This is a genomic window from Acinetobacter sp. MYb10 (assembly GCF_002980175.2).
GTDB classification, from domain to species: Bacteria; Pseudomonadota; Gammaproteobacteria; order Pseudomonadales; family Moraxellaceae; genus Acinetobacter; species Acinetobacter guillouiae.
Genome location: NZ_CP058272.1, coordinates 2,830,213 through 2,854,461 on the forward strand (window position 1 = coordinate 2,830,213; position 24,249 = coordinate 2,854,461).

Consider the following 24,249-nt stretch of genomic DNA (forward strand, 5'->3'; position numbering starts at 1 on the left):
AAACAATGCCTATTTTAAAATATCAGGCAAAGCTGTAAAGGGTTTATTCTTTGCCAATTCTGTTTTCATTTTCTGCAACATCTGATAAGGCTGCTGTTCGACCAAAATATTGGTTAAGCTTGCAGGAATGGAACCTTCTGGATTGGCGTGTCCAGAGGTGATGACTTTGACTTTATTGGCACCGAGTTTTTGAAAGGTCCAATCACCTGAATAATCTTTTAAACGAACATAGTCAGGATTTAATGCTTTACCTTGCTGAATCGCAGAATTTTTAATAAAAATACTGCCATTTGCATCTTTAGACATGGTTCCTTTAACCACCATATCGCGATCTTTTAACGGAAAGGGAAAATCTAAAACCATATAAATGCTGAATTCACCTTTTTTATCATCACGAGATAACACTTCAGCTTTGGCAACATTGGGGACCCATTTCGGTGAGTTTTTGACGTCCAATACCAAAGCAACAGCACGATCAATCGGCACGTCTAATGTTGTTTCAGCTTTATAAGACAACACAGAATTACTGGCATCCTTGTATGTCCATACCTGAATGTTATTTTTATTCAAACTCAATTTGGCATTGCTTGGTAAAGCAGCTTGTGTAGTCAGGCCAAAAGCACTGATTACACAAGCAAATAACATCACTGTTTTTTTCATTTTTGAATGTTCAAAATTTGACTAATTGTTTTAATTCTATCGCATCAGATTTTAAGCTTAAATATCATTTAAGCCTAAAACGTCTTTCATATCGTATTTTTTTGCATCTTTGCCGACAACCCAAGCAGCTGCACGTACAGCACCAGCAGCAAAATTCATACGATTCGTGGCTTTGTGTGTCACTTCCACACGCTCACCTTCGCCAATAAACATCACTGTATGTTCGCCCACAATATCACCACCACGAATCGTTTCAAAGCCAATGGTTTCACGTTCACGTGGACCTGTATGCCCCTCACGACCATAGACAGCAACTTTCTTTAAATCACGACCCAGTGTGTCAGCAACAGCTTCACCCATCATCAGTGCAGTACCTGATGGTGCATCTACTTTATGACGGTGATGTGCTTCAATAATTTCAATATCCACAGTATCGCCAAATACTTTAGCTGCCAACTCAAGTAATTTAATCGAAACATTCACACCCACTGAATAATTTGCAGCATAAACAATCGGTGTCTGAGTGGCAGATTGATTTAATAGCTCTTTTTGTTGATCCGAAAAACCAGTTGTACCAATCACCATCGCAACACCAGCAGCACTGCATAGTTTTAAATTATGTTCAGTGGCAACAGGCGCAGTAAAATCAATCACCACATCCACATCTTTGAGGATCTCTTCCAAGTTGCCAACCACTTTGATTCCCACAGCACCAATTCCTGCAAGCTCTCCTGCATCTGCACCAATTAATGTGCTTTCTGGACGCTCTACTGCAGCAGCAAGCTGAAAGCCTGCTTGTTGTACAGCTTGAATCAATGTACGGCCCATACGGCCACCTGCACCTACAATACCAATGCGTGGAGCTGCTGACATACGATCTTCCTAAATCTGAATTTGAAAATTTGGCTCTACTATAACAAAACTCGGTTCCAAGACGACGTTTCAATATAAAAAAATACTGTGATCTTTTTACTTGCTTTGGGATCTGTTGCGCTCATTGGTACAGAATAGCCTGAACGAATAAATAGATTAATTTTATAAAATATATCGGTAAAACTTTGAAAAATTTACAACTTTTCAAATCCATTTCATCAAAATGCAAGAATCCCACAGCAGACTACATGCCACGAATGAAAATAATATGGCTTATAAGGAGATCAATATGCATTCGAATAAAGTGGCTTTCGCTCTGGTACTCGGCATGATGATGACAAATGTTTGGGCTGAATCAGCGCCTGCAACAACATCAACGACAACTGAAGAAAAAACGCTTGCTCAACCCAATAGCAACACAGCATCTGAACCTCAAACAGAAGTTCGTGTCGAAGATATTGATGCACCAATCATCGAATAATAAGTACCTATTTTTCAGCGGTTGAGGGTATCTCCAATACCTTCAACCTCTCATTTTAAAAATAACTCAATTCAATTGTAATTATCATCATAAAAATTAGGCACTACAGCCAAACATCAACACTTATATTATTTTTAAATTATCTAAAAACTGCTTGAAATGTGTATTAAATTACAGCTAAAAATAACTAAAAAACAAAATTTAAATTTTTCAGATCTGTAAGGTCTGTTAATAATTCGTCTATGTTTGCGATTTTGCGTTTTTTTAACTGATACTAGGCACAAAATACCAAATCTAGTCTTTCTAAATAATGACAAACATCATTTCGCAAGATAACGATGTAGTAGCAAAAATACGCTACACTAAAAGCGCTTGGACGCAATCATAAAAAGCATATATCAAAGGAAATACCATGCAACTCAAAAAAATCATTTTAGGATTGATGATGACAACAACTGTTTCACTAGTTTGGGCCGAAGACACCACACCGCCTACCGCTCCATCATCAGAATCATCGACACCAGCAACACATCCCGCGGTGATACTCCCCCAAGATGATAATTCAATAGATGCTGCCCCGGATGACAACGAATTTGATTTATCACCATCGAATCAAGCATCAAAATAAAAAAAACGGAGCAACAAGATCTGTTGCTCCGTTTTTACATATTCAATGTTTAGCTTGCTAAATGAAAAGATCTAAACTCAATTAGTCAAATAAACGATCGAAGAAAGATTTTTTCTTCGGTGACGATTTATTGTCATCACTTTCCATCGTGGCTTGAAGTTCTTTCAATAGCTCACGTTGACGGCTGGTCAAATGTACAGGTGTTTCCACCACAATACGGCAAAGTAAGTCACCTTGCATACTGCTACGTACAGGTTTTACCCCTTTACCACGTAGTCGGAACATTTTACCGGTTTGTGTACCTTCAGGCACTTTCAAACTGACTCGGCCATCCAATGTTGGAATTTCAAGTTCTTTACCTAAAGCAGCATCTGCGATACTAACAGGTACATCCATATATAAGTCTGCACCATCACGTTGGAAGATATCGTGCTCACGTACTACGACTTCAACGTATAAATCACCAGATTGACCATCACGAATCGCTTCACCTTTACCCGTTAAGCGAACGCGATCACCATTATCAACACCTGCAGGAATAGTAACTTCAAGAGTTTGCTGACGATCTGATACACCTGAACCATGACATTTGCTGCATGGATTTTTAATAATTTTACCTTGTCCACGACAGGTACTACATGTCTGCTGAACAGAGAAGAAGCCCTGTTGCATACGCACTTGACCTGCACCATGGCAAGTCTTACAGGTTTCTACATCATTTGGATTTTTTGAACCTTTACCATCACACACATCACAAGGTGCTGGTGCAGTAAAGGTAATGGTTTTCTTAACGCCTCTCACCGCTTCTTCGAGTGTTAATTCCATGACATAACGCAGGTCGGAACCACGACGCGCACGTTGCTGACCACGGCCACCTCCGCCAAAAGCGCCACCAAAGATGTCACCAAACTGACTGAAAATGTCTTCGGCGCTGAAACCACCACCAAAGCCACCGCCGCCCATACCACCTTCAAAGGCGTTATGACCCATACGGTCGTACATGCTACGTTTTTCACCGTCAGAAAGAATTTCATATGCTTCCGCACATTCTTTAAACTTTTCTTCAGCTTCTGAGTTGTCAGGATTACGATCTGGATGATACTTCATCGCCAACTTACGGTAGGCTTTTTTAATTTCATCATCACTAGCGGTTTTAGCAACACCTAAAACCTCATAATAATCACGTTTAGCCATGATTGGCGATGCTCCACAAAATTTGATAATACTTCTATGCAGAGTAAATTGGGGGCGATGTTATTTTTTACAAGCGTGAAATGTGGTTTTTTTTAAAAAACAGCTTTTTTCTGTAAATATTTAGTAAAACCTTTGAGCCATGTATTGAGTAAATATAACCACGCAATGGCACTAAATACCACACCAGCCACAGTGCACGCTTTTACCCAAATGAAACTGTCCCAATAGAAAAAGATTAACGGAATAAACCATAGCGCAGCAAAAGCTGCCAAAATCAAAAAAATGAGAGCATTGCGCATAATCCACAACGCTTGCGCATGTATCCATACCTCTGCATTATCTGCCACTGCTACTTTACGTGCTAACCAATACGCCAACACGGCTGTAATCACCGTAAACAATGCAAGAAACATAAACAAATAAGAGCTCGTAATAAATTTACGATGCTGTTCTGGATTTGTTTGCCCCATGGGTGTTTTTGACCTCAAATTTATTGCATACCGATTTACTTATTATGCAATAAAATTTCCTATGTTATTTTCTGTTAAAGATTAAGTGCTACTATATTGAAGTTTTCAATTTTTCGCACCTAATATTCTCAACAATTTATGTATTTTCTGTAGTTTTTTTAATCTTAAACCAAGTCGCATACAGCGCTGGTAAGAAAAATAACGTTAAAAGTGTCGCAATAATTAAGCCACCCATAATGGCCACTGCCATTGGTCCAAAGAAAATACTCCGAGAAAGCGGAATCATGGCCAATACTGCTGCCAAGGCGGTGAGAATAATTGGACGGAATCGACGAACTGTAGCATCCAAAATTGCATCCCATTGATTCTGCCCTGATCGAATATCTTGTTCGATCTGATCAATCAGAATCAGTGAGTTACGCATAATCATTCCAGATAATGCAATGGTACCCAGCATCGCCACAAAACCAAAAGGCTTATTGAATAAGAGCAGGAATAAAACCACCCCAATTAAACCTAACGGCGCTGTCAAAAATACAATGAATGAGCGAGAAATACTCTTTAACTGCAGCATCAGCAAAGTAAATACCACCGCAAGGAATAATGGCATCCCTGCATTCACAGAGGTTTGCCCTTTTGCCGACTCCTCTACCGCGCCACCAACTTCTAGCAAATAACCACTAGGTAAGGTTGTACGGAGCTGATCCATTTTTTCAGCCAGCTCATTGACCACGGTTGCAGGCTGTAACTTGGTCCGAATATCTGCACGTACAGTAATGGTCGGTAATCGATTGCGGTGCCAAATTAAACCATCTTCAAATTTATATTGAAGCGTAGCGATCTGCGCCAAAGGTACGGTGGTACCTTTACTTGTTGGAACAGCAAGACTGGATAATGCTTCAACATTGACACGCTCAGCCTGATCACCGCGGATACGAACATCAATCAGCTCACGTTTTTCACGATATTGATTGATAATTGCACCCGATATCGAACTGTTTAAAAAATTCGCCAAATCTTCTGAGGTTACACCCATTTGACGGGCACGATCTTGATCAATCACCAACGAAATGATTTTACTTTGCTCACCCCAGTCCAAATGAACATTTGCGGTATTTGGATTTTCACCCACCAGTTGAGCAACTTTTTGCGCTTCCTGACGAACAATTGCAATGTCTTCACCCGATACACGAAATTGCAATGGATAGCCAACAGGAGGACCATTTTCTAATAAAGAGACTCGGATACGCACCTGCGGCAATAATTGGCGAATTTGCGTATCTAAGGATTTACGAATTTCATCACGATCATCCAGTGACGATGCTAAAACCACAAATTGTGCAAAACTGGCTTGTGGCATCTGTTGATCTAAAGGCAGATAGAAACGTGGTGTACCTGTTCCTACATAAGCAACATAATTATCAATACCCTTTTGCTTGGATAAAAATGCCTCGACTTTCTTCACGGCATCTTCAGTTGCAGTCAGTGATGCGCCTTCCTCCAATTTTAAATCAACCAAAATTTCAGCACGGTTTGAAGACGGGAAAAATTGTTGGGGTACAAACTTAAACATCACCACAGACAGGACAAAAACCCCAACCGTAATTGAAATGACGGTTTTTCTATAGGTCACGCACCAATTCACCAACTTTCTAAAGCTTTGATAAAATTTAGATTGATATGGATCAAAATGCTCACCAGTATGATGAATCACGGGCTGAGGTTCTGGTTGCTTACGTAATCTTGCAAGAAGACGCTGATACCACGGTGCTTTTTGTGGCACTTTGTTAAAATCTGGAAGTAACTTATCCCCTAGATAAGGAACAAAAACCACAGCAGCAATCCATGAGACAATTAAGGCAATGGTCACCACTTGGAAAATTGAACGGGTATATTCCCCTGTGCTTGATGCGGCTGTAGCAATAGGTAAAAAGCCTGCTGCGGTAATTAATGTTCCGGTCAGCATCGGAAATGCGGTACTGGTCCATGCAAAACCAGCTGCCTTCATCCGGCTATAGCCCTGCTCCATTTTGATGGTCATCATTTCGACGGCAATGATGGCATCATCGACCAATAACCCTAAGGCCAGAATCAATGCCCCTAGAGAAATCTTATGTAAGCCAACATCAAATAAATTCATCCCCGCAAAAGTCATCGCAAGCACCAGTGGAATCGAAAATGCCACCACCAAGCCTGTACGAAAACCAAGCGAAAAAAAGCTCACCAATAAAACGATAATGACTGCTTCTGCAAGAACTTTGACAAATTCATGAATACTGCGTTGAACAGCCACTGGTTGATCTGAAACTTTTTTCAGTTCCATACCTAAAGGCAGTGATTTTTGTAAGGTCTTAAATTCCGTTTCTAGGTTTTTGCCCAGTGCGATGATGTCACCACCTTTACGCATAGAAACCGCTAAACCAATTCCATTCTCGCCCATAAAACGCATGCGAGGTTGTGCAGGCTCACTAAATCCACGATAAACGTCAGCAACATCGCCCAATTGAATGGTTCTATTTCCCACCAACAATGGCATTTTTTTCAAGTCATCGACACTTTTTAAAGCACCACTGACTCGCACTTGAATACGGTCAGTGCCAGTTTCAAAAAAGCCAGCACTGGTCACACTGTTTTGCTTTGCCAAAGCTTCTTGGATTGCAGTAACTGGTACGCCCATTTGTACGGCTTTGGTGTTGGAAAGCTCAATCCAGATTTTTTGATCTTGTAAGCCCACCAGATTGACTTTACTGACATCTTTTACCCGTTGTAAGCGAAGCTGCAAACGGTCTGCATATTCTTTTAACGTTGCATAATCAAAATCTTTGCCTGTTAAGACATAGATATTCCCGAAGGTGTCACCAAATTCATCATTAAAGAACGGTCCCTGAACACCAGATGGTAACTGTGTTTTGATATCGCCTACTTTTTTACGCACTTGATACCAAACATCTGGAATTTGGTTAGATTTTAATGAGTCTTTTGCCATAAACATGACCATAGACTCACCTGGACGCGAGTAAGCCATAATCTTGTCATAGAGCCCTGTGCTCATCAGTTCTTTTTCAATTTTATCGGTAACTTGTAAAGAAACCTCTTGAGCTGTTGCACCAGGCCAATAGGTTTGTACCACCATGACTTTAAAAGTAAAGGGTGGATCTTCACTCTGAGAGAGTTTTGAATAGGAAAATAGCCCAACAATACCCAATAGGATCATAAAATAAAGTACTAATCCTTTATTTTTGAGTGCCCATTCTGACAAGTTAAAGGAATTAAATGGACTCATGATCATGCTCCTTTTTGAACAGTTACAGCACGATTTTCACGGTCTACCGGTTTTATTTTTTGCTTTTCACGAAGTAAATGTACCCCTCCTACAACCACCCATTGTCCAGGATTTAAGCCTTTCACGACAGTAACGCTGTCACGACCATAGCTGCCCAAAGTCACTGAAACTTTAGCAATCGTTTGGTCTGGATTCACCACCCAGATATAGGCTTGATTGTTATTTGCTGAGACGCTAGATAAAGGCACACTCAATACATTTTGAATATTTTGATTAAAGAATACCCGCGCACTTTGCCCAAGTTGAATTGCGGACTGTCCTTCTTTTAAAGCCACTTTAACCATAAATGTACGTGATTGATCGGCTGCTGGAGAAATCTCTCGAACATAGGCAGCAAATCGATCTTGAGGTTTAGACCATAAAGTCACCCATGCATTTTGTCCGACTTTAATCTCTGCAATGGCTTGTTCAGGTACACCTATCACCACTTCACGATCACCATCAATCGCCAGTTGATATGCCGCTTGCCCTGCTGAAATCACTTGCCCAGTTTCAATATTACGTTGGGTAATCACCCCATTTTTATTGGCAATCAATTGGTTATAACCCGTTTGATTGGCGCTCACATCATAATTGGATTGGGCTTGTTTTAAACTTGCCTGAGCAGCATCATATTGATTTTTCACTGAATCATACTGTGAACGACTCACGGCATTGATCGGTAAGAGCTGCTGAAAGCGTTTAAATTCATCTGCTGCAGCCTTAGCTGCAGATTGCGCACTTTCAAGTTGTGCTTTGGCTGAGTTCAATTGTAATTGGGCATCTTTCACATCAAGTTTTGCTAAGACTTGCCCAACTTTGACACGAGCCCCAACATCGACATAGCGTTCTGTAATTTGTCCCCCGACACGGAATGCCAATGCTGTTTGCTGTCGAGCTTGAACATCCCCCGCATAACTTTTTTGGTCTTCATGTGATGTTGTAGGTTGGGTCACCATCACCAAGGGAATTTGTTCCGCTTCAGGTGCTGGTTTGCTACACCCCACTATTGTTACACTACACAATACCAATAGGCTCGTGATCATTAAATTTAAACTACGCATAGGCAAGGCTCTTAATCAAATGCATTTTTTCGGGCAAAATAGAATGAGTATATTTATTTGCTCATTTTTTAATTAATATACTGCATGGTACAGTAATTGTGAATCATGTATAGAGTAATTGACCTATTTTTCTTTTTTTGGAACTTATTGTGCAAATAACAGCTGGACGTCCAAAGGACTTAGAAAAACGGAAACACATTTTGGAAGCCGCCAAAAAGCTATTTCTAAAATTGGGTTATCACGGTTCAAGCATGAATCAAATCGCCAAAGAAGCAGGCGTCACAAAGCTGACGGTATATAACCATTTTCAAGATAAAGAAACTTTATTTAGTTGTGCCATTGAAGCAACCTGTGAAGCGTCTATCGATGCTCGACCATTACGACTCAATCTTCAAAGTGATTTTTATGCACATTTTTTTCAGGCGTGTGAGTTGGCACTCACTGTCATTAGCTTACCTGAAGCCATTAAACTTGAGCATCTATTGTTAGAACTTGCCGCAGAAAAAAATCCTTTGGCTTTACAGTTTTATAATTCTTCCCATCAAAGAATGTGTGCAGTTTGGCAAGATTTTTTCCAACAAGCGGTCACACTTAAATTTATTCAAACGGATGATATTGAAAAACAAATTAATTTAATTTTGTCATTATTATTGGGTGTTCGACACCACGAGGTCTTATTGGGGATTCGCCCGATTCCTACGGAAGATGAAAAACAGCAAATCATCACCGAAAGTATTGATTTATTTATGATGAAATATAAAGCCAACTGAAATTATTTAAAAACAAAATAATGTCCAATTGTTGTTTAAGGCATACTCAATGCATATCGCATAGGCTTGTTGATATCAAAAGGGCAAAAACTAAAGCTAAATATCCAAATTAAAATTAAGCCAAAGTCGACTTCTTGCACAGTCATTTACATACTTTTGTAGGGAGTCTCTTGGATTGTGGTGGAATCACGTTATATTCGAGATAACAAGAACTGGAGAGTAACAAATGGTTCAACAAATTGATGCTCCGCTGCGTGAAGATGTACGCTTACTCGGAAACCTTTTAGGCGAAACGCTAAAGGAACATGCAGGACAAGATTTGTTTAATCAAATTGAACAAATTCGGGCTTTAGGTAAAGGCGCTCGAGATGGTCAAATTGAAGCAGAAAAACAACTTGAACAATTATTTTTAAATTTAAAAGATGATGAAATTCTGCCACTCACCCGCGCCTTTTCACACTTTCTAAATTTTGCCAATATTGCTGAACAATATCACGTTGTGCGTAGTCGTCGACAAAGTGAGTGTGATGAAAACTCACCATCCCCCAATGTGCTGGATCATTTATTTAGCAAATTCAAAGATCAGCAAATTTCAGCAGAAACGCTCTATAAACAAATTTGTGAATTAAAAATTGAATTGGTTCTCACAGCGCATCCAACCGAAGTCAGTCGTCGTACTTTAATCCAAAAATATGATGGCATTAATCATTGCCTGTCTACTTTTGATCAGCAAAAACTGACACCTAAGCAACGTGCAGATGTGTTAACCGATTTAAAACAACTGATCTGTTCTGCATGGCAAACTGACGAAATCCGTCAGCATCGCCCAACCCCGATAGATGAAGCAAAATGGGGCTTTACCACGATTGAACAGACTTTGTGGAATGCGGTTCCAAAATTCATCCGTGAATTGGATGACCTCGTTCAGGACAATTGTGCAAAAGCTTTGCCTTTGGATATTTCTCCAATTCGTTTTGCATCTTGGATGGGGGGTGACCGTGATGGTAACCCGAACGTCACCCATAACATTACTCAAGAAGTTTTGTGGTTGTCACGCTGGAAAGCGGCTGACCTTTATGTGCGTGATATTGAAGATCTTCGTTGGGAACTCTCGATTGAAGCCTATTCCAATGAGCTACTTCAAGCTTTGGGTTATAGCCATCCTGAACCTTACCGCGAATATTTGCGTGCGACCCGTGAACGCCTCAAAGCAACCCGTCAATGGTTGGCAGATAAATTACGTGGTCAGCATTCAGATGTAGATCGCAGTTTAATCATTCGCCATAAAGATGAATTATTACAACCGTTATTACTTTGCTATCGTTCACTAATGGCATGTAATTTACCTGAGATTGCCAATGGTAAATTGCTCGACTTTATCTATCGAGTAAATTGTTTTGGTATTGAGTTGCTTAAACTGGATATTCGCCAAGAGTCAGGTCGCCATCGCCAAGCTATCTCAGCAATTACCGAATACCTTGGTTTGGGTAATTTTGAGACATGGACAGAACAAGCGCGTCAAAATTTCTTATTGCAAGAATTACAAAGCAAACGCCCGTTATTGCCTAAACATTTAAATGAGCCTTCAGGTAGTCTGATTGAAAACCCAGATGTTCAAGAAGTCTTTGCAACCATGCGTACTTTGGCTGAACAACCCAAAGAAAGCTTAGGTGCTTATATCATTTCAATGGCGGAATATCCAAGTGATGTTTTGGCGGTATTGTTACTGCAAAAAGAAGCGGGAATTGAACATCCATTACGCGTTGTTCCTTTATTTGAAACCTTGAAAGACTTGGATGGTGCTGCAAGTACCATGAGTACACTGTTCAATATGCACTGGTATAAACAGCATATCCAAGCTAAGCATGAAGTCATGATTGGCTATTCGGATTCTGCCAAAGATGCTGGCTTTATGTCCGCAAACTGGGCCCAGTATCGTGCGCAAGAAGAACTGACTGCAATTGCCAAACAACATGGTGTTCAACTGACCTTGTTTCATGGTCGTGGTGGTTCAATCAGTCGTGGTGGTGCACCAACCCAACAAGCATTATTTTCTCAACCACCTGGCTCAATTTCAGGCGCAATCCGTGTAACTGAACAAGGTGAAATGATTCGCTTTAAATTTGGTCTAGAAGAAATTGCCTTACAAAATTTGGAAATTTATGCTGCTGCAACCTTAGAAGCGACATTATTACCACCACCTGTGCCAAAACAAGCATGGCGAGATTTGATGCACAGCATGACGGATTTATCTGTTCAGGTGTATCGTCAGACTGTGCGTGAAAATCCTCATTTTGTTAAATATTTACGCACCGTCACCCCTGAGCTTGAGTTACAAATGTTGCCGCTTGGTTCACGCCCTGCGAAGCGTAAAGTCAGTGGTGGAATCGAATCTTTACGAGCCATTCCTTGGGTTTTTGCCTGGACCCAAATTCGTTTAATGCTTCCTGCTTGGCTGGGTACTGGCGCAGCGATCAACCAAGTGATTGATCAAGGTCAAAAAACGGTATTGGATGAAATGTTAAAGGAATGGCCTTATTTCCAAACCTTAATTGATATGTTGGAAATGGTCCTCTCTAAAGCCGACTCAAATATTGCACTGTATTATGAATCTCATCTTACCGATGATGAAGACTTAAAAGTACTTGGTGCTGAATTACGTCAACGCTTGCATGATGCAGTACAAACCCTGTTGGCGATGAAAGGTGAATCGCAACTGTTAAGTTCCAATGATGTGCTTGATCAAGCCATGAAAGTACGTAAGCCGTATTTATTACCCTTGCATTTATTACAAGCCGAATTGATGAAACGTCGTCGTGCATACTTGGCTGAATGTCAGGCGGAACATACCCCTGTAGATCATGCACTGATGGTCAGTATTGCTGGTATTGCGGCAGGTTTACGTAATACGGGTTAAGTTCAAGTTTCTTTGAGGGGGTACATAGGTACCCCCTGCAACTTAGTGACCCTCGATAAAGTCATTTCTTTGATTATGGATATAGGCAGAAAAGCATTGGTTTCTTGTTTGGAAGCAAATATTAAAACTGCTACTCATCCAAGTATCGACTTGACTTTGTTTATAGAAAATTTCTGCAATAGGATGAAGATAATAATTAAACCCATCTGCTTGTTGCTCAAAAGAACTATAACTTCGTGCTTTGCTATACAAGTTGTTTAAATCTTGCGTTATTTCCTGAATATTTTGGTTAAAAAACCAAACGATTACATCGTTATTTTGAAATTCACGAGTTCGATAAACGCCTGTTTCATCACATTCAACAGCAAAAATTTTTGCACCTGAATCACTAAAGCTTGAATAGAGCAATTTGGATGATTGGATTTGCTCATGCTGACCAACCTCCATTTCACGAATTTGTCTGGATATATTTAAACATTCTGGTAATTTTTTAAGATCAGATTCAGCATTATTAATAAAAAGTCTTATTGCTTTATCAATGACATACATTTCACCTGTTCCCGTGATAACACCACCATCCCACCCATACAACTTTACATCGTCATATTCCTCAAAATCATTGATATTTTTATCTTTTAATTGAATGTTTTTGTTATCTACAGCAACCACTACACCATCCTCAAGTTGTATAGCAATGATAAAAGTCATATTGTTCATTTTTGTAAGATATGCTAAACATATAATATCAACAAACTAATAAATGGTATAGTCATGGCTGGTGGTTCACAAATCATCATTTCAAAAAATGGCATAACAATTAAAACACCAAATGATTTTAAAGTTTTTGCCGGGCAACATCAGTTTAAAACGGGAAGTCGTGTTAAAGCTGAAATTCCAACACTTCCTATCTTAAAAGAAGAGACTCTATTTAGTAATAAATGGGATTTTTATGATCTTTTTTACCAGACTGATTTTTCTAATGTGAAATATAAACTCATCAATAATAAAAATAACACCTATGTTTCAGGGACACTGGATCAGCATGGACGAACTCAAAGACTAAGCTCGGACCATAATGATGACTACGATATTCTCATTGGTACAGAAGAAGATTGGACCGTGTCTGTAGATGATGGTCTTGACGATGAGGACGCGTTTGAATACCTATGCCGTTCACATGACCAGCATGATCAAGAGGTTTAATGATGGATTGCTTAGCAAATATTAAATTTCTTGATGCATTAGAACAACCTATTCAAGGATTAGTCCATCAACTTTGGGTGGGGTCTTCTCTTATATCTGATCATGTTACTCCTGCCAGTGGTGAATCTGTTTGGTTTAAGCGACCTATAGGCACGATGATTGATGTGAGGATCAGGAGTAGTACATCTGGGGAATATCAATCTAAAGTCAAAATACAGCTGGTTGGAGAAAAAACAATTTTTATTGTTCGTAGCCCAAAAGTTTTACTGAAAGGCGTGAATCTTTCTACAAAGGATGTGGCAACTGGTACTTATCTAAGATCAACCTATATTGTGGCTGAAGGTGATTATTTATCTCGAATAGCGAATGATAATCAAACAACGACATCAGAATTGATCAAAATAAATAATTTAAAAAGTGATACAGATATTCATCCTGGGCAAGTGCTAAAAATCCCTGTCAAAAAAACAGCAACTCCTGAAAATAAAACTAAGCCAGTAGAAACAAAGCCTCGGCAGAAAGAAAAAACCACGATCATTGTAGTTCAGTATAAAGATACATTAACTTTAATTGCAAAGCTTACAGCTAATACGGTCGATGAAATTAAAAAGCTTAATGGGCTAAGCGATGATCATCTCCGTGAGAACCAAAAGTTAAAAGTCTATGACCGAAAAGTAGGGCTCACTCAAGCAAAAGCTAAAATTGAGAGCAAGAAAGATAAGAAGTCTACGCCACCAAAAGTAAAACAGAATGCTTCTCAAAACAAAGAAGAATCTCCTGTGACTGAAGTGGAAGCATCTGATCCTGTCAATACTAGTGGCTTATTACCAGAGGCATGTGGAGGAGAAAAGCATTATAAAAGGACTTTAGCGCGAATTGCTGAGTTACATGCTACCTACCAACCCTATGTTATTGAATTGATAAATACAGCATATGAACAGCTTGGCACCACTTGGGTTATTACAGATGGATACAGAAGCCCTGCTGCTCAAGGTTCTTTGTCTGGAGGTGTAACAAATGCAGGGCCATTACAAAGCTATCATCAATATGGTTTAGCTATAGATATTGTATCCGTGAGAGATAGTAAAATCACTTATCTTTCAGACGGCAAACAGTCTATAGCTGATAGTAAGGCATTAGGTTTAATTGGGGAGCAATTAGGCTTAGTATGGGGAGGTCGATTTAAAACAAAAAACGGGCCAGATTACCCACATTTTGAATTACATCCCAATGGAAAAACATGGCGTAACTTGAAACCACAGCTATTAAAACTGGGTGTGAGTAATTATAAGAAATTAATTTTTTAAAAGGAGACACTCTTGCATATATTTTTTAGACTTTTAACTATAGTTTTCTTTCTTATAAGCACAAATGTTGAGGCAAAACAAAAACTCTATACTGGTGAAGAAATAGCAAAAACTTATAAATTATTACAGTCAATCACAATACCCGCTATATATGAAAATGGAGTGGTACTTACTAAATATGCTAATTTTTATAAAGCAGATGGTGGAGAATGTATTATTGTTTCTAGATTAGATAATGAATCTAACTTTGGTGGGTACGAGGATGTCATATATTTTAAAAAAAGAATAATGTTGCGTAGTTCAAAACAAAGTTTTTTTTCCATTTTTTTAGATGATGATGCAAAGATAAAATCTAAAAAAATCGAATATAGCGATTATTTAAATGGTAAAGAGGTACAACAAGGCCTAAAAGAAGATTTCATTTTATATCGGGAAAAAATGAATAAAAACACATTAAATCAATGTTAAGGATGATTAAGATCAAACTATTAATAATATTATTTAATTATGCTGACACTGACTAATGTTAATTTAGAAGCAACTTCACACAAATAAAATGCCTAATTCATCAACAATTGCAAAAAAATCTCAATTTGAATGGAAAAAATTTAAGCAGTTACAAAATCCTGAATTATTCTTCTTTTTTATATCTATTTTTTTTAATACTTTGATTTTACGCACTAACATTATTTAATTATTTGACCAAATGGTACAAAACATCAATTTTCCCTAATAAATGCAAGTGCTTAGTTTGACTAAAATGATTAAAACTCTCGAAAAGAAAGCGTATGATGTGTCCAATTTGTTTTTTGAGTGCTCAATTTATGTCCAACTGGTTTCCCAAATGGCGTCCTTATTCTGGCAGCATTGATGCAAGGCCTGTCGGTACCAATGAGTATTTACCTCCTGCGCAAAGTGTCGTTTTAGGGATTCAACACGCATTTGCCATGTTTGGTGCAACTGTACTCGCACCCTTTTTAATGGGCTTTGACCCAAACCTTGCCATTTTAATGTCAGGGATTTGTACCATCTTATTCTTTATTGTTACGGGTGGTCGTGTTCCAAGTTACCTAGGTTCAAGCTTTGCCTTTATTGGGGTGGTGATTGCTGCAACTGGCTATGCTGCATCAGGTACAGGTACGCCAAATGCAAATTTAGCTGTTGCAGCTGGCGGGATCATGGCATGTGGTGTGTTGTATGCAATGTTCGGCTTGCTCGTCATGGCAACGGGGACCAAATGGATTGAAAAACTCATGCCACCAGTGGTGACTGGTGCAGTGGTCATGATCATTGGTTTAAACCTTGCGCCTGTTACGGTGAAAGGTGTCGCTGGCAATGACTTTAATATGTGGATGGCCTTGGTCACTGTACTGTGTATGGGTTCAATTGCTGTATTCACAAAAGGGCTATTACAACGCTTATTGCTCTTGGTTGGGTTGTTATTGGCTTATTTGATCTATTTCATTGTTGCAAATGTAATGGGAAATGGAACACCGATTAATTTCACGCCTATTCAACAAGCCGCATGGTTTGGTACACCCACTTTCCATTCACCTGTTTTTGATCTCAATGCAATGTTAATTATTGCCCCGATTGCTTTAATTTTAGTGGCAGAAAACTTGGGTCATATCAAAGCAGTCAGTGCCATGACTGGCGAAAACCTAGATCCACAAATTGGTAAAGCTTTTGTTGCAGATGGTATTGCAACCACGCTTTCTGGTGGTGTCGGCGCACCTGGTATGACCACCTATGGTGAAAATATTGGTGTAATGGCCGTTACCCGTGTTTATTCTACGATTGTTTTTGTCATTGCTGGTATTTTTGCAATTTTCTTAGGGTTTTCACCTAAATTTGGCGCAGTTATTCATACCATTCCAACGGCGATTTTAACAGGTGCTTCAATCGTGGTCTTTGGTTTAATTACCATTGCAGGTGCGAAGATTTGGATTGAAAATAAAGTCGATTTTTCTCAAAATAAAAACTTGATGGTTGCCGCAGTAACAATCATTTTAGGAACAGGTGACTTTGCCCTTCAATTTGGTGATTTCAACTTGGGTGGTATTGGTACTGCAACGTTTGCAGCATTGATTCTGAACTGGTTCTTTAGCTTAAAAGATAAATCATAATTATAAATTGAACCTATTTTAAGCAGCCAAAAGGCTGCTTTTTTTTATTTTATATAATGTGAGCATCTACCCACAAATAAACGTTTTTTATTTCTTGGAGCGAGGTCTTACTCGCTACATTTGGATGATCAAGTTCTTTTAACAAGTATTGAAACGCTGCTTTTTGTTCAGGATATACATCTATCGCTTGTGCCACAGTATCGTTTAAATTGCCTGGCCATCCTTCTATATTGTTCAATGTCAAAGGGAGCAGTCGTATTATCCGTTTAATTAAAGATTTTTTAAGGTTGATTAATTCTTTTGCTGTTTGATCAGATGCCTCTAATATACGTAAATAACCTTGTATATCTGCATCATAACCACTATTTATCGCCTTAATTACATCTCGATCAATCTGAACATCGTTAAAAAGCGCAGATAAATCTTCTCCATAAATATGCTGACAAAAGAATTTGATCCATGCTCCCCAACTTTGTAGGGAATGCTTATTTAAAACCTCGTCTAGAAAACCAATATCGACATCAACTTTAGGTAGAAATGGGTGTAAAACCTTAAGATTTGTGCTTATTTCAGCAATCTTTTCATTTAAATTTTTAGGTTTATTTTTAAAAATAACACAAAGGTCTAAATCTGACTGACCGATAATTGCAATGCCTTGAGCGACACTGCCATAAACATAGATACTATGTAAATCTTCGGCAAAGCTGCGACTAAAAGCGTTAATCACCTCTTCTAGCACGGGCTGAAATGCTTTTTGAATCCTCATTGATTGCAACATTCATCCATTTTTAAATTTTCTCAAACCAACATCATACTGCTTATATAATATTTATTTTGTATTTCAATATTAAAAAAGCCCAACTGTAATCAATAGACAATTGGGCTTGGGCGATTTTATCATTGGTTCTTAATGATTATTTTATAGACTGACCAACAAGGTTTTCTGTTTATTCACGTTCTAAAAAAGTCTTTAAACAAGGAGAAAAAAACAAATTCCCTTGATACATTCCCCGCAAAGTTTTGCTCATCACCATCACCCACAACATCATCAAAATTGCAGCAAATGCTAAGCCTGTATCTACAATAAAACTGAGATGTAATTGGTGACCTAAACTCAATATTGCCAAGGTAAATACACCCAGTGGGAAAGTTAGCCCCCACCAACCGAGATTAAATGGTAGCTCGGTTGCCGCATGTTTGAGTGTGGTTAGAACTGCGATTGCAACCCACCACACACCAAAGCCAAGCAAAATAAAACTTGCCACAATCCCAGCATTTTGAAAGAACACACCTAAATTTTCTAACTGAATCAATGCCAAAACTTGAGGAGCCTGAGCACCTAGAACCAAGAGTGCCAATGCACCTGTACCAATTGGCCCTAAAGCTAACCAGCTCGTAATTGCCAACTCTTTGCTCGGCAATTGATGTACAGCCAAACGTAACATCAGAATGGTGAGAATCCCAAAAGCAGGCAATACAGACATCCCCCACAGCATATAACTGGCGAATAAAATAGCCACTGCCTGTTGACTAGCATGCATATGCGCTAAAAGTAAGCCGCCTGATGTTGCTGCAACTTCACAGGCTACAATTGGCAATAACCACATTGCAGTCATTGTATGCAATTGATGATCTTGTTTATGGAACATACAAAACGGTACCAGCACCCCGATACCCACCGCTAAAACCACATCGACATACCACAACAACTGCGCAATTTGGAATGCAACATCACCATAAATGGCTATGCCATATTTTAAAAAGCCATTTAATACCGTTGCCAATCCCATTGGAATTGCACCTAAAAAGAGTGCCATTGCGGGATGGGAAAAAATCTGCTTCGCTTCTTGAGGATAGATGAGCCAGCGTAGAACATACAGTATGATAAATACAGTAAACAGTAGTGTGTTGAACTGCCATAAAATAGTTGCCAGCTGCCATAAAAAATCAGATGCAAACGGAAACTCAGGCAAGATCAGTGCAACAACCCCTGTTCCCATGGTCATGGTGAACCAGTTTGGCGTAAACTGTCGAATCACATCACCTGTTTGTTCAAGTTGGTAAAATGGCTTTTTCATCGCTTCATCCTCATTTCAGCAGATAAATTGATTATAAAAACACCTTTTAATAAATAAAATTGATTTTATTTCATAAAATGAATCAATTTTACTGATATAAAGGTATTCTCAGTCATTTTTTTCTGGATAAAAACACAACAACAAAGACGAAACTGTGAGATTATGGCAATATATAGTCCTTTCAAATTTTAAGCTTATTTTGAAACCATGCAGCTGTTACGTCTAAATGCCTTAGCACCAAATTTTCAATTGCCCCAAACCGCTGTGACGATTGGCAATTTTGATGGTGTCCATTTGGGACATCAGGCGATGGTTTCTCAACTCAAAGAAGTGGCTAAAGCCCAAAATTTAAAAACCTTGGTGATGATTTTTGAGCCGCAACCTTTAGAGTTTTTCAAAGGTTATGAAGCACCACCACGGATTTCATCACTCAGAGAAAAAGTAGAATATTTATCTGAATTGGGTGTCGATTATATTGCTATCGCTAAATTTGATAATCAATTCCGTAGCTTAAGTGCAGAAAACTTTGCAAGCCTGTTAAAAAACAAACTCAATGCGCAAAGTTTGATCTTAGGTGATGATTTTCACTTCGGCAAAGACCGTCAAGGCAATAGTGAATTTTTAAAACAATATGGTTTTGATGTCACCAATCTCAATACCATTGAATTTAATGGCGAACGTGTCAGTTCAACCCGTATTCGCCAAGTTCTCCAAGCGGGTGACTTATCACTTGCAGCAAAATTATTGGGTCGTCCATACAGCATGATTGGTCGTGTGCAATATGGTGATCAAATTGGTCGTACTTTGAATTTTCCAACCATCAATGTTCGACTTGGCCGTCATAAACCCTGTTTAAGTGGTATTTATGCCGTCGATGTTATTTGCGAAAGCATCTCATTGACACAGAAAGTTAAAGCTGAGAACCCCGATAAAATCGGTGTTGCTGGTTATCAAACAGATGCGTTATTTGGTGCGGGCCATGTGGGAACACGCCCTGCAATCAAACAAGAACATCCAGAATGGCGATTAGAAGTACATTTTCCAAATGTTTCTGCTAATCTGTATGGTCTGTTAATGCGGGTCACTTTCCTCGACTATTTACATGGTGAATTAAATTACCCATCACTTGAAGCGCTTCAGGCGGGAATTGATGATGATGTCGAGCGTTTGCTTGAGTTTCGCAAAAACACCCCCAAATTTCCTTTTTAACTTAAACTTTTATTGTAAAACGCGTCAGCAATGGTGCTGATAATATTGGATGACAACTTGCATGAGCGATAAGCAAACTTCTGAAAATGCAGTGGATTATAAAGCCACGCTAAACCTACCAGGTACTGAATTTGCAATGAAAGCAAATCTCGCAGTACGTGAAGCAAAATGGTTAGAAGAGTGGTATGCCGACAACATTTATCAGCAGATTCGTGCTTCGCGTATTGGCAAGAAAAAATATATTCTGCATGACGGTCCTCCATATGCAAATGGTTCATTGCATTTAGGTCATGTCGTCAATAAAGTTTTAAAAGACATTATTGTTAAAAGTCGCACTTTAGATGATTTTGACGCACCTTATGTTCCAGGTTGGGACTGTCATGGTCTACCAATCGAGCTCAAAGTCGAAGAAAAAATCGGTAAAGTTGGCGTAAAAGTTGACGCATCGACTTTCCGTAAAGCCTGCCGTGAATATGCATATACCCAAGTCGAATTACAGAAAAAAGACTTTGTTCGTATGGGCGTGTTTGGAGATTGGGATAATCCATATCTCACCATGAACTTCAAACAAGAAGCAGATATTGTTCGCGCGCTCGGTGAAATTGCCAAAGCAGGCCATATCGAACCTGGTCTAAAACCAGTGAACTGGTGTATGGATTGTGGATCATCACTTGCTGAAGCAGAAGTGGAATATGAAGATAAAAAATCTGATGCAATTGATGTGGGTTTCGGTGTTGTAAATCTTGCTGATTTGTCTGCAAAAGTTGGTGTCAGCGTTAGTAATCCAACAGATATCGTGATTTGGACAACGACACCGTGGACATTACCCGCGAACCAAGCAGTTGCCTTACATGCAGATATTGCCTATCAATTGGTGGAAGTTCAGTCTGAGCGTGGCACACAAAACTTAATCTTAGCCAAAGATTTAGTTGAATCTGCATGTGAACGTTACAAACTTGAACAACCAAAAGTATTGGCTGACTTTGTTGGTGCGACGCTCGAAAACTTACAATTACAACATCCATTGATTGTAGATCGTCAAGTACCTGTAATTTTAGGTGAACATGTCATCGCAACCAGTGGTACAGGTGCTGTGCATACTGCACCTGGACATGGTGTGGACGATTATAAAGTTGGCTTAATCTATAACTTAAAAGTAGAAAACCCTGTAAGTGGTAATGGTGTATATTTACCGACTGCGCCTCTTTTTGCAGGCGAGCACATTTATAAAGCCAATCCAAAAATTATTGAAGCATTAACAGATGCTGGCAAACTCTGGGCGCATCTGCCAATTAAGCACAGTTACCCACATTGCTGGCGTCATAAAACACCAATCATCTTCCGTGCAACCCCACAGTGGTTTATCAGCATGGATGCGAATGGGTTACGCCAAGATGCTTTAAATGCGATTGAAAATGACATCGACTTTGTCCCTGATTGGGGTAAAAACCGTATCAAGTCAATGATTGAAGGCCGCCCAGACTGGTGTATCTCTCGTCAACGGACTTGGGGTGTGCCGATTCCATTCTTTGTACATAAAGACACCAATGAATTGCATCCTCGTACCGCAGAGCTCATTGAAGATGTGGCGAAGCTCATCGAAAAAGAAGGCATTGATGGTTGGTATAACCGTGAAGCCAAAGCATTTATCGGTGATGATGCTGAACAGTACAATGCTGTTCGTGACACACTCGATGTATGGTTTGACTCAGGTACAACGCACTATGCAGTATTGCGTGAACGTGCAGAACTGCAAGATCCTGCTGATTTATATCTTGAAGGTTCTGACCAACATCGTGGTTGGTTCCAGTCTTCATTGCTCACGTCGATTGCGATCCATAAACGCGCACCTTATAAAGCCCTGCTTACGCATGGTTTTACCGTGGATGAAAAAGGTCGTAAATTATCGAAATCATTGGGTAACTTTATCCCACTTGAAGACATCATCAAGCAGTTAGGTGCTGATGGTTTACGTTTATATGTTGCATCAAGCGATTATCGTTATGAAATTGCCGCAAGTAACGAAATCTTTAGCCGTGTAAGTGACAGCTATCGTCGTATTCGTAATACTTTACGTTTCTTATTGGCAAACTTGAACGGCTTTAAACCATCAACAGATGCGTTACCTGTAGACCAATTGATTGCATTGGATCAATACATCTTACAACGTGCAGCAGACGTACAGAAAACCATTCAACAAGCTTATGAAGATATGAACTTCCATGTCGTCACCAATGCTTTGACTAGTTTCTGTATCAATGATTTGGGTGGTTTCTATTTAGACATCATCAAAGACCGCCAATACACCACTAAAGCAGATTCAACAGCACGTCATTCTGCTCAAACTGCGTTGTATCATTTGGTTCAAGCCTTTGTTCGTTGGATGAGCCCTATCTTAAGCTTTACAGCACAAGAAGCGTGGCCATTGATTCCAGAACAAACTGAAAAATATGTATTTACTGCGCATTGGTATGATATTCCAGTGGCATCAAGCACCAACTTGATCTCTGAAGCAGATTGGCAAACCTTAATTGAAGTCAAATCTGCGGTTAATAAACAGATTGAGACAGCGCGTAATGCGAAATTGGTCGGTAGTAACCTGTCTGCTAAAGTTGAACTTTGGGCAAATACAGACCTACAAAACGTCTTGAAGCAATTGGGCGATGAGCTTCGTTTTGTCTTGATCACCTCTCAAGCAATTGTTTATGACTACGCTGAGCAAGGTGAAGCAACAGAGCTTGAAGGCCTACGTGTTAAAGTTTCTGCTGCTGAAGGCGAAAAATGTGCACGTTGCTGGCATGTCCTTCCAGATGTGAATACACATCATGCACATCCAGGGCTTTGTTCTCGTTGTATTATTAACCTTCCTACAGGTCAAGGTGAAGAGAGAAAATATGCCTAATCCGCAAAATAAAAAGGGCTTATTACAGTTTTATCCGCATAATTTGATGTGGCTTGGACTTTCTGTCCTTGCCATTATCATTGACCAATGGACAAAAAATATTGCAAGTGCAGAGCTGACTTATGCTCAACCTGTACCTGTACTGCCCTTCTTAAATTGGACATTACTGCATAATTACGGCGCAGCATTTAGCTTCTTGTCTGATGCGGGTGGTTGGCAGCATTATTTATTCACAGGCCTTGCAGGCGTTGTATCGATCATCTTTATTTTTTGGCTTATGCGTATGCCAAAAACCACGCTGATCTTACCTGCTGCAATCGCATTGATTCTTGGCGGCGCATTGGGGAATTTAATTGATCGGGTAACATTAGGTTATGTGGTCGATTTTATTCATTTGCATTACCAAGGCAGTAGTTTTCCTGCATTCAACATTGCCGATAGTGCGATCACTCTCGGTACGATTTTATTGTTAATTGATACCTTCTTTTTAGAAAAGCATCGTATTCAACGTGCGGAAGCGCAAAATGACTGAACAAATGATTAACCCCAATGACGAAACGCGTGTTGCGGATGGCTCAAAAGTAGAACTGCATTTTTCTGTTGCTATCGAAAGTGGTGTTGAAATTGATAACACACGTAGCCGTGAAGAGCCTGTAAGCTTAGTGATCGGGGATGGCAGTTTATTGCCAGGTTTTGAAAAAGCCTTATTTGGTCTTCGTGCAGGTGACCGTCGTACTGTTAGCCTTCCACCAGAAGATGCTTTCGGTCCGTGGAATTCTGAAAATGTGCAAAAATTCGATACAGTAAAATTCGAACAACGCCCTGTTGAAGGCCACATGATTGAGTTTGAAGACAAAGCCAAACAAAGTCTATTTGGCGTGGTTAAAACTGTCGGTGAAGACATCACTGAAGTGGATTTCAACCATCCACTCGCAGGTAAAAATATCACTTTTGAAGTAGAAATCTTCAAAGTTACTCCTGCGGGTCAACAAGGTGTGAAAATTATGTAAGCCTTTGCTTATATAGTATTTAAAGCTCCTCCGGG

At 39.4% G+C, this 24,249-nt stretch carries 21 protein-coding genes; 12 read left to right on the forward strand and 9 right to left on the reverse strand.

Translation table 11 applies throughout. The features are described from left to right. Window positions 1-9 precede the first annotated feature (9 nt). Together CQZ96_RS13285 and dapB are read right to left on the reverse strand one after the other, a co-directional pair. Window positions 10-660, reverse strand: coding sequence for an START domain-containing protein (locus tag CQZ96_RS13285; protein ID WP_004718837.1), 651 nt, complete (start codon window positions 658-660; stop codon window positions 10-12). 57 nt (window positions 661-717) lie between these two features. After that, the gene (gene dapB / locus CQZ96_RS13290) at window positions 718-1,533 is read right to left on the reverse strand and encodes a 4-hydroxy-tetrahydrodipicolinate reductase (RefSeq protein WP_004718838.1); all 816 of its coding nucleotides are present in this window, start codon (window positions 1,531-1,533) and stop codon (window positions 718-720) included. Window positions 1,534-1,822: 289 nt separating this feature from the next. Here dapB and CQZ96_RS13295 point away from each other — a divergent pair, with 289 nt between their 5' ends. Both CQZ96_RS13295 and CQZ96_RS13300 read left to right on the forward strand, forming a co-directional pair. Beyond that, complete coding sequence (locus CQZ96_RS13295; protein WP_105713934.1) at window positions 1,823-2,014, forward strand: hypothetical protein; 192 nt, start codon at window positions 1,823-1,825, stop codon at window positions 2,012-2,014. Between the two features lie 412 nt (window positions 2,015-2,426). Next, complete coding sequence (locus CQZ96_RS13300; RefSeq protein WP_105713935.1) at window positions 2,427-2,642, forward strand: hypothetical protein; 216 nt, start codon at window positions 2,427-2,429, stop codon at window positions 2,640-2,642. An 81-nt stretch (window positions 2,643-2,723) separates the two neighbouring features. On the opposite strand, the gene dnaJ is transcribed toward CQZ96_RS13300, so the two are convergent. The 4 genes from dnaJ to CQZ96_RS13320 form a co-directional block, all read right to left on the reverse strand. Continuing rightward, window positions 2,724-3,836, reverse strand: coding sequence for a molecular chaperone DnaJ (gene dnaJ / locus CQZ96_RS13305; RefSeq protein WP_004718844.1), 1,113 nt, complete (start codon window positions 3,834-3,836; stop codon window positions 2,724-2,726). A gap of 92 nt (window positions 3,837-3,928) precedes the next feature. Beyond that, the gene (locus CQZ96_RS13310) at window positions 3,929-4,306 is read right to left on the reverse strand and encodes a hypothetical protein (RefSeq protein WP_004718846.1); all 378 of its coding nucleotides are present in this window, start codon (window positions 4,304-4,306) and stop codon (window positions 3,929-3,931) included. A gap of 136 nt (window positions 4,307-4,442) precedes the next feature. Further along, window positions 4,443-7,589 (reverse strand): efflux RND transporter permease subunit, encoded by a 3,147-nt coding sequence (locus tag CQZ96_RS13315; protein WP_004718847.1) that lies wholly within the window; start codon window positions 7,587-7,589, stop codon window positions 4,443-4,445. Window positions 7,590-7,591: 2 nt separating this feature from the next. Continuing rightward, complete coding sequence (locus CQZ96_RS13320; RefSeq protein WP_056517017.1) at window positions 7,592-8,692, reverse strand: efflux RND transporter periplasmic adaptor subunit; 1,101 nt, start codon at window positions 8,690-8,692, stop codon at window positions 7,592-7,594. A gap of 149 nt (window positions 8,693-8,841) precedes the next feature. Between CQZ96_RS13320 and CQZ96_RS13325 the strand changes: the two genes are divergently transcribed. After that, on the forward strand, window positions 8,842-9,462 hold the full coding sequence (locus CQZ96_RS13325; RefSeq protein ID WP_004718853.1) for a TetR/AcrR family transcriptional regulator: 621 nt from the start codon (window positions 8,842-8,844) through the stop codon (window positions 9,460-9,462). Between the two features lie 226 nt (window positions 9,463-9,688). Beyond that, entirely contained in the window at window positions 9,689-12,379 is a 2,691-nt protein-coding gene (gene ppc / locus CQZ96_RS13330; RefSeq protein WP_105713936.1) for a phosphoenolpyruvate carboxylase, read from the forward strand. A 42-nt stretch (window positions 12,380-12,421) separates the two neighbouring features. Here ppc and CQZ96_RS13335 read toward each other — a convergent pair whose 3' ends face one another. Beyond that, window positions 12,422-13,087, reverse strand: a complete 666-nt coding sequence (locus CQZ96_RS13335; RefSeq protein ID WP_171287931.1) for a hypothetical protein — start codon at window positions 13,085-13,087, stop codon at window positions 12,422-12,424. A 63-nt stretch (window positions 13,088-13,150) separates the two neighbouring features. On the opposite strand from CQZ96_RS13335, the gene CQZ96_RS13340 reads away from it, so the two are divergent. From CQZ96_RS13340 to CQZ96_RS13355, 4 genes are all read left to right on the forward strand, one after another. Next, on the forward strand, window positions 13,151-13,582 hold the full coding sequence (locus tag CQZ96_RS13340) for a hypothetical protein (RefSeq protein WP_004718858.1): 432 nt from the start codon (window positions 13,151-13,153) through the stop codon (window positions 13,580-13,582). Between the two features lie 2 nt (window positions 13,583-13,584). Further along, window positions 13,585-14,889 carry a LysM peptidoglycan-binding domain-containing protein gene (locus CQZ96_RS13345; RefSeq protein ID WP_105713938.1) on the forward strand — a complete coding sequence of 435 codons (1,305 nt, stop codon included), beginning with the start codon at window positions 13,585-13,587 and terminating at the stop codon, window positions 14,887-14,889. Between the two features lie 12 nt (window positions 14,890-14,901). Next, window positions 14,902-15,357 carry a hypothetical protein gene (locus CQZ96_RS13350; RefSeq protein WP_105713939.1) on the forward strand — a complete coding sequence of 152 codons (456 nt, stop codon included), beginning with the start codon at window positions 14,902-14,904 and terminating at the stop codon, window positions 15,355-15,357. 356 nt (window positions 15,358-15,713) lie between these two features. After that, window positions 15,714-17,015 carry a solute carrier family 23 protein gene (locus CQZ96_RS13355; protein WP_004718863.1) on the forward strand — a complete coding sequence of 434 codons (1,302 nt, stop codon included), beginning with the start codon at window positions 15,714-15,716 and terminating at the stop codon, window positions 17,013-17,015. A 49-nt stretch (window positions 17,016-17,064) separates the two neighbouring features. On the opposite strand, the gene CQZ96_RS13360 is transcribed toward CQZ96_RS13355, so the two are convergent. Continuing rightward, on the reverse strand, window positions 17,065-17,781 hold the full coding sequence (locus CQZ96_RS13360) for a nucleotidyltransferase domain-containing protein (RefSeq protein WP_004718864.1): 717 nt from the start codon (window positions 17,779-17,781) through the stop codon (window positions 17,065-17,067). 181 nt (window positions 17,782-17,962) lie between these two features. After that, entirely contained in the window at window positions 17,963-19,093 is a 1,131-nt protein-coding gene (locus tag CQZ96_RS13365; protein WP_004718867.1) for a TDT family transporter, read from the reverse strand. Between the two features lie 207 nt (window positions 19,094-19,300). On the opposite strand from CQZ96_RS13365, the gene ribF reads away from it, so the two are divergent. The 4 genes from ribF (at window position 19,301) to CQZ96_RS13385 (ending at window position 24,214) form a co-directional block, all read left to right on the forward strand. Next, on the forward strand, window positions 19,301-20,302 hold the full coding sequence (ribF, locus tag CQZ96_RS13370) for a riboflavin biosynthesis protein RibF (RefSeq protein ID WP_105713940.1): 1,002 nt from the start codon (window positions 19,301-19,303) through the stop codon (window positions 20,300-20,302). Window positions 20,303-20,363: 61 nt separating this feature from the next. Next, on the forward strand, window positions 20,364-23,204 hold the full coding sequence (gene ileS, locus CQZ96_RS13375) for an isoleucine--tRNA ligase (protein WP_105713941.1): 2,841 nt from the start codon (window positions 20,364-20,366) through the stop codon (window positions 23,202-23,204). Continuing rightward, window positions 23,197-23,736: a signal peptidase II gene (lspA, locus tag CQZ96_RS13380; protein ID WP_004718873.1), complete on the forward strand. Its 540-nt coding sequence runs from the start codon at window positions 23,197-23,199 to the stop codon at window positions 23,734-23,736. The genes ileS and lspA overlap by 8 nt, the downstream gene beginning before the upstream one ends. After that, window positions 23,729-24,214, forward strand: coding sequence for an FKBP-type peptidyl-prolyl cis-trans isomerase (locus tag CQZ96_RS13385; protein ID WP_004818226.1), 486 nt, complete (start codon window positions 23,729-23,731; stop codon window positions 24,212-24,214). The genes lspA and CQZ96_RS13385 overlap by 8 nt, the downstream gene beginning before the upstream one ends. Window positions 24,215-24,249 lie beyond the last annotated feature (35 nt).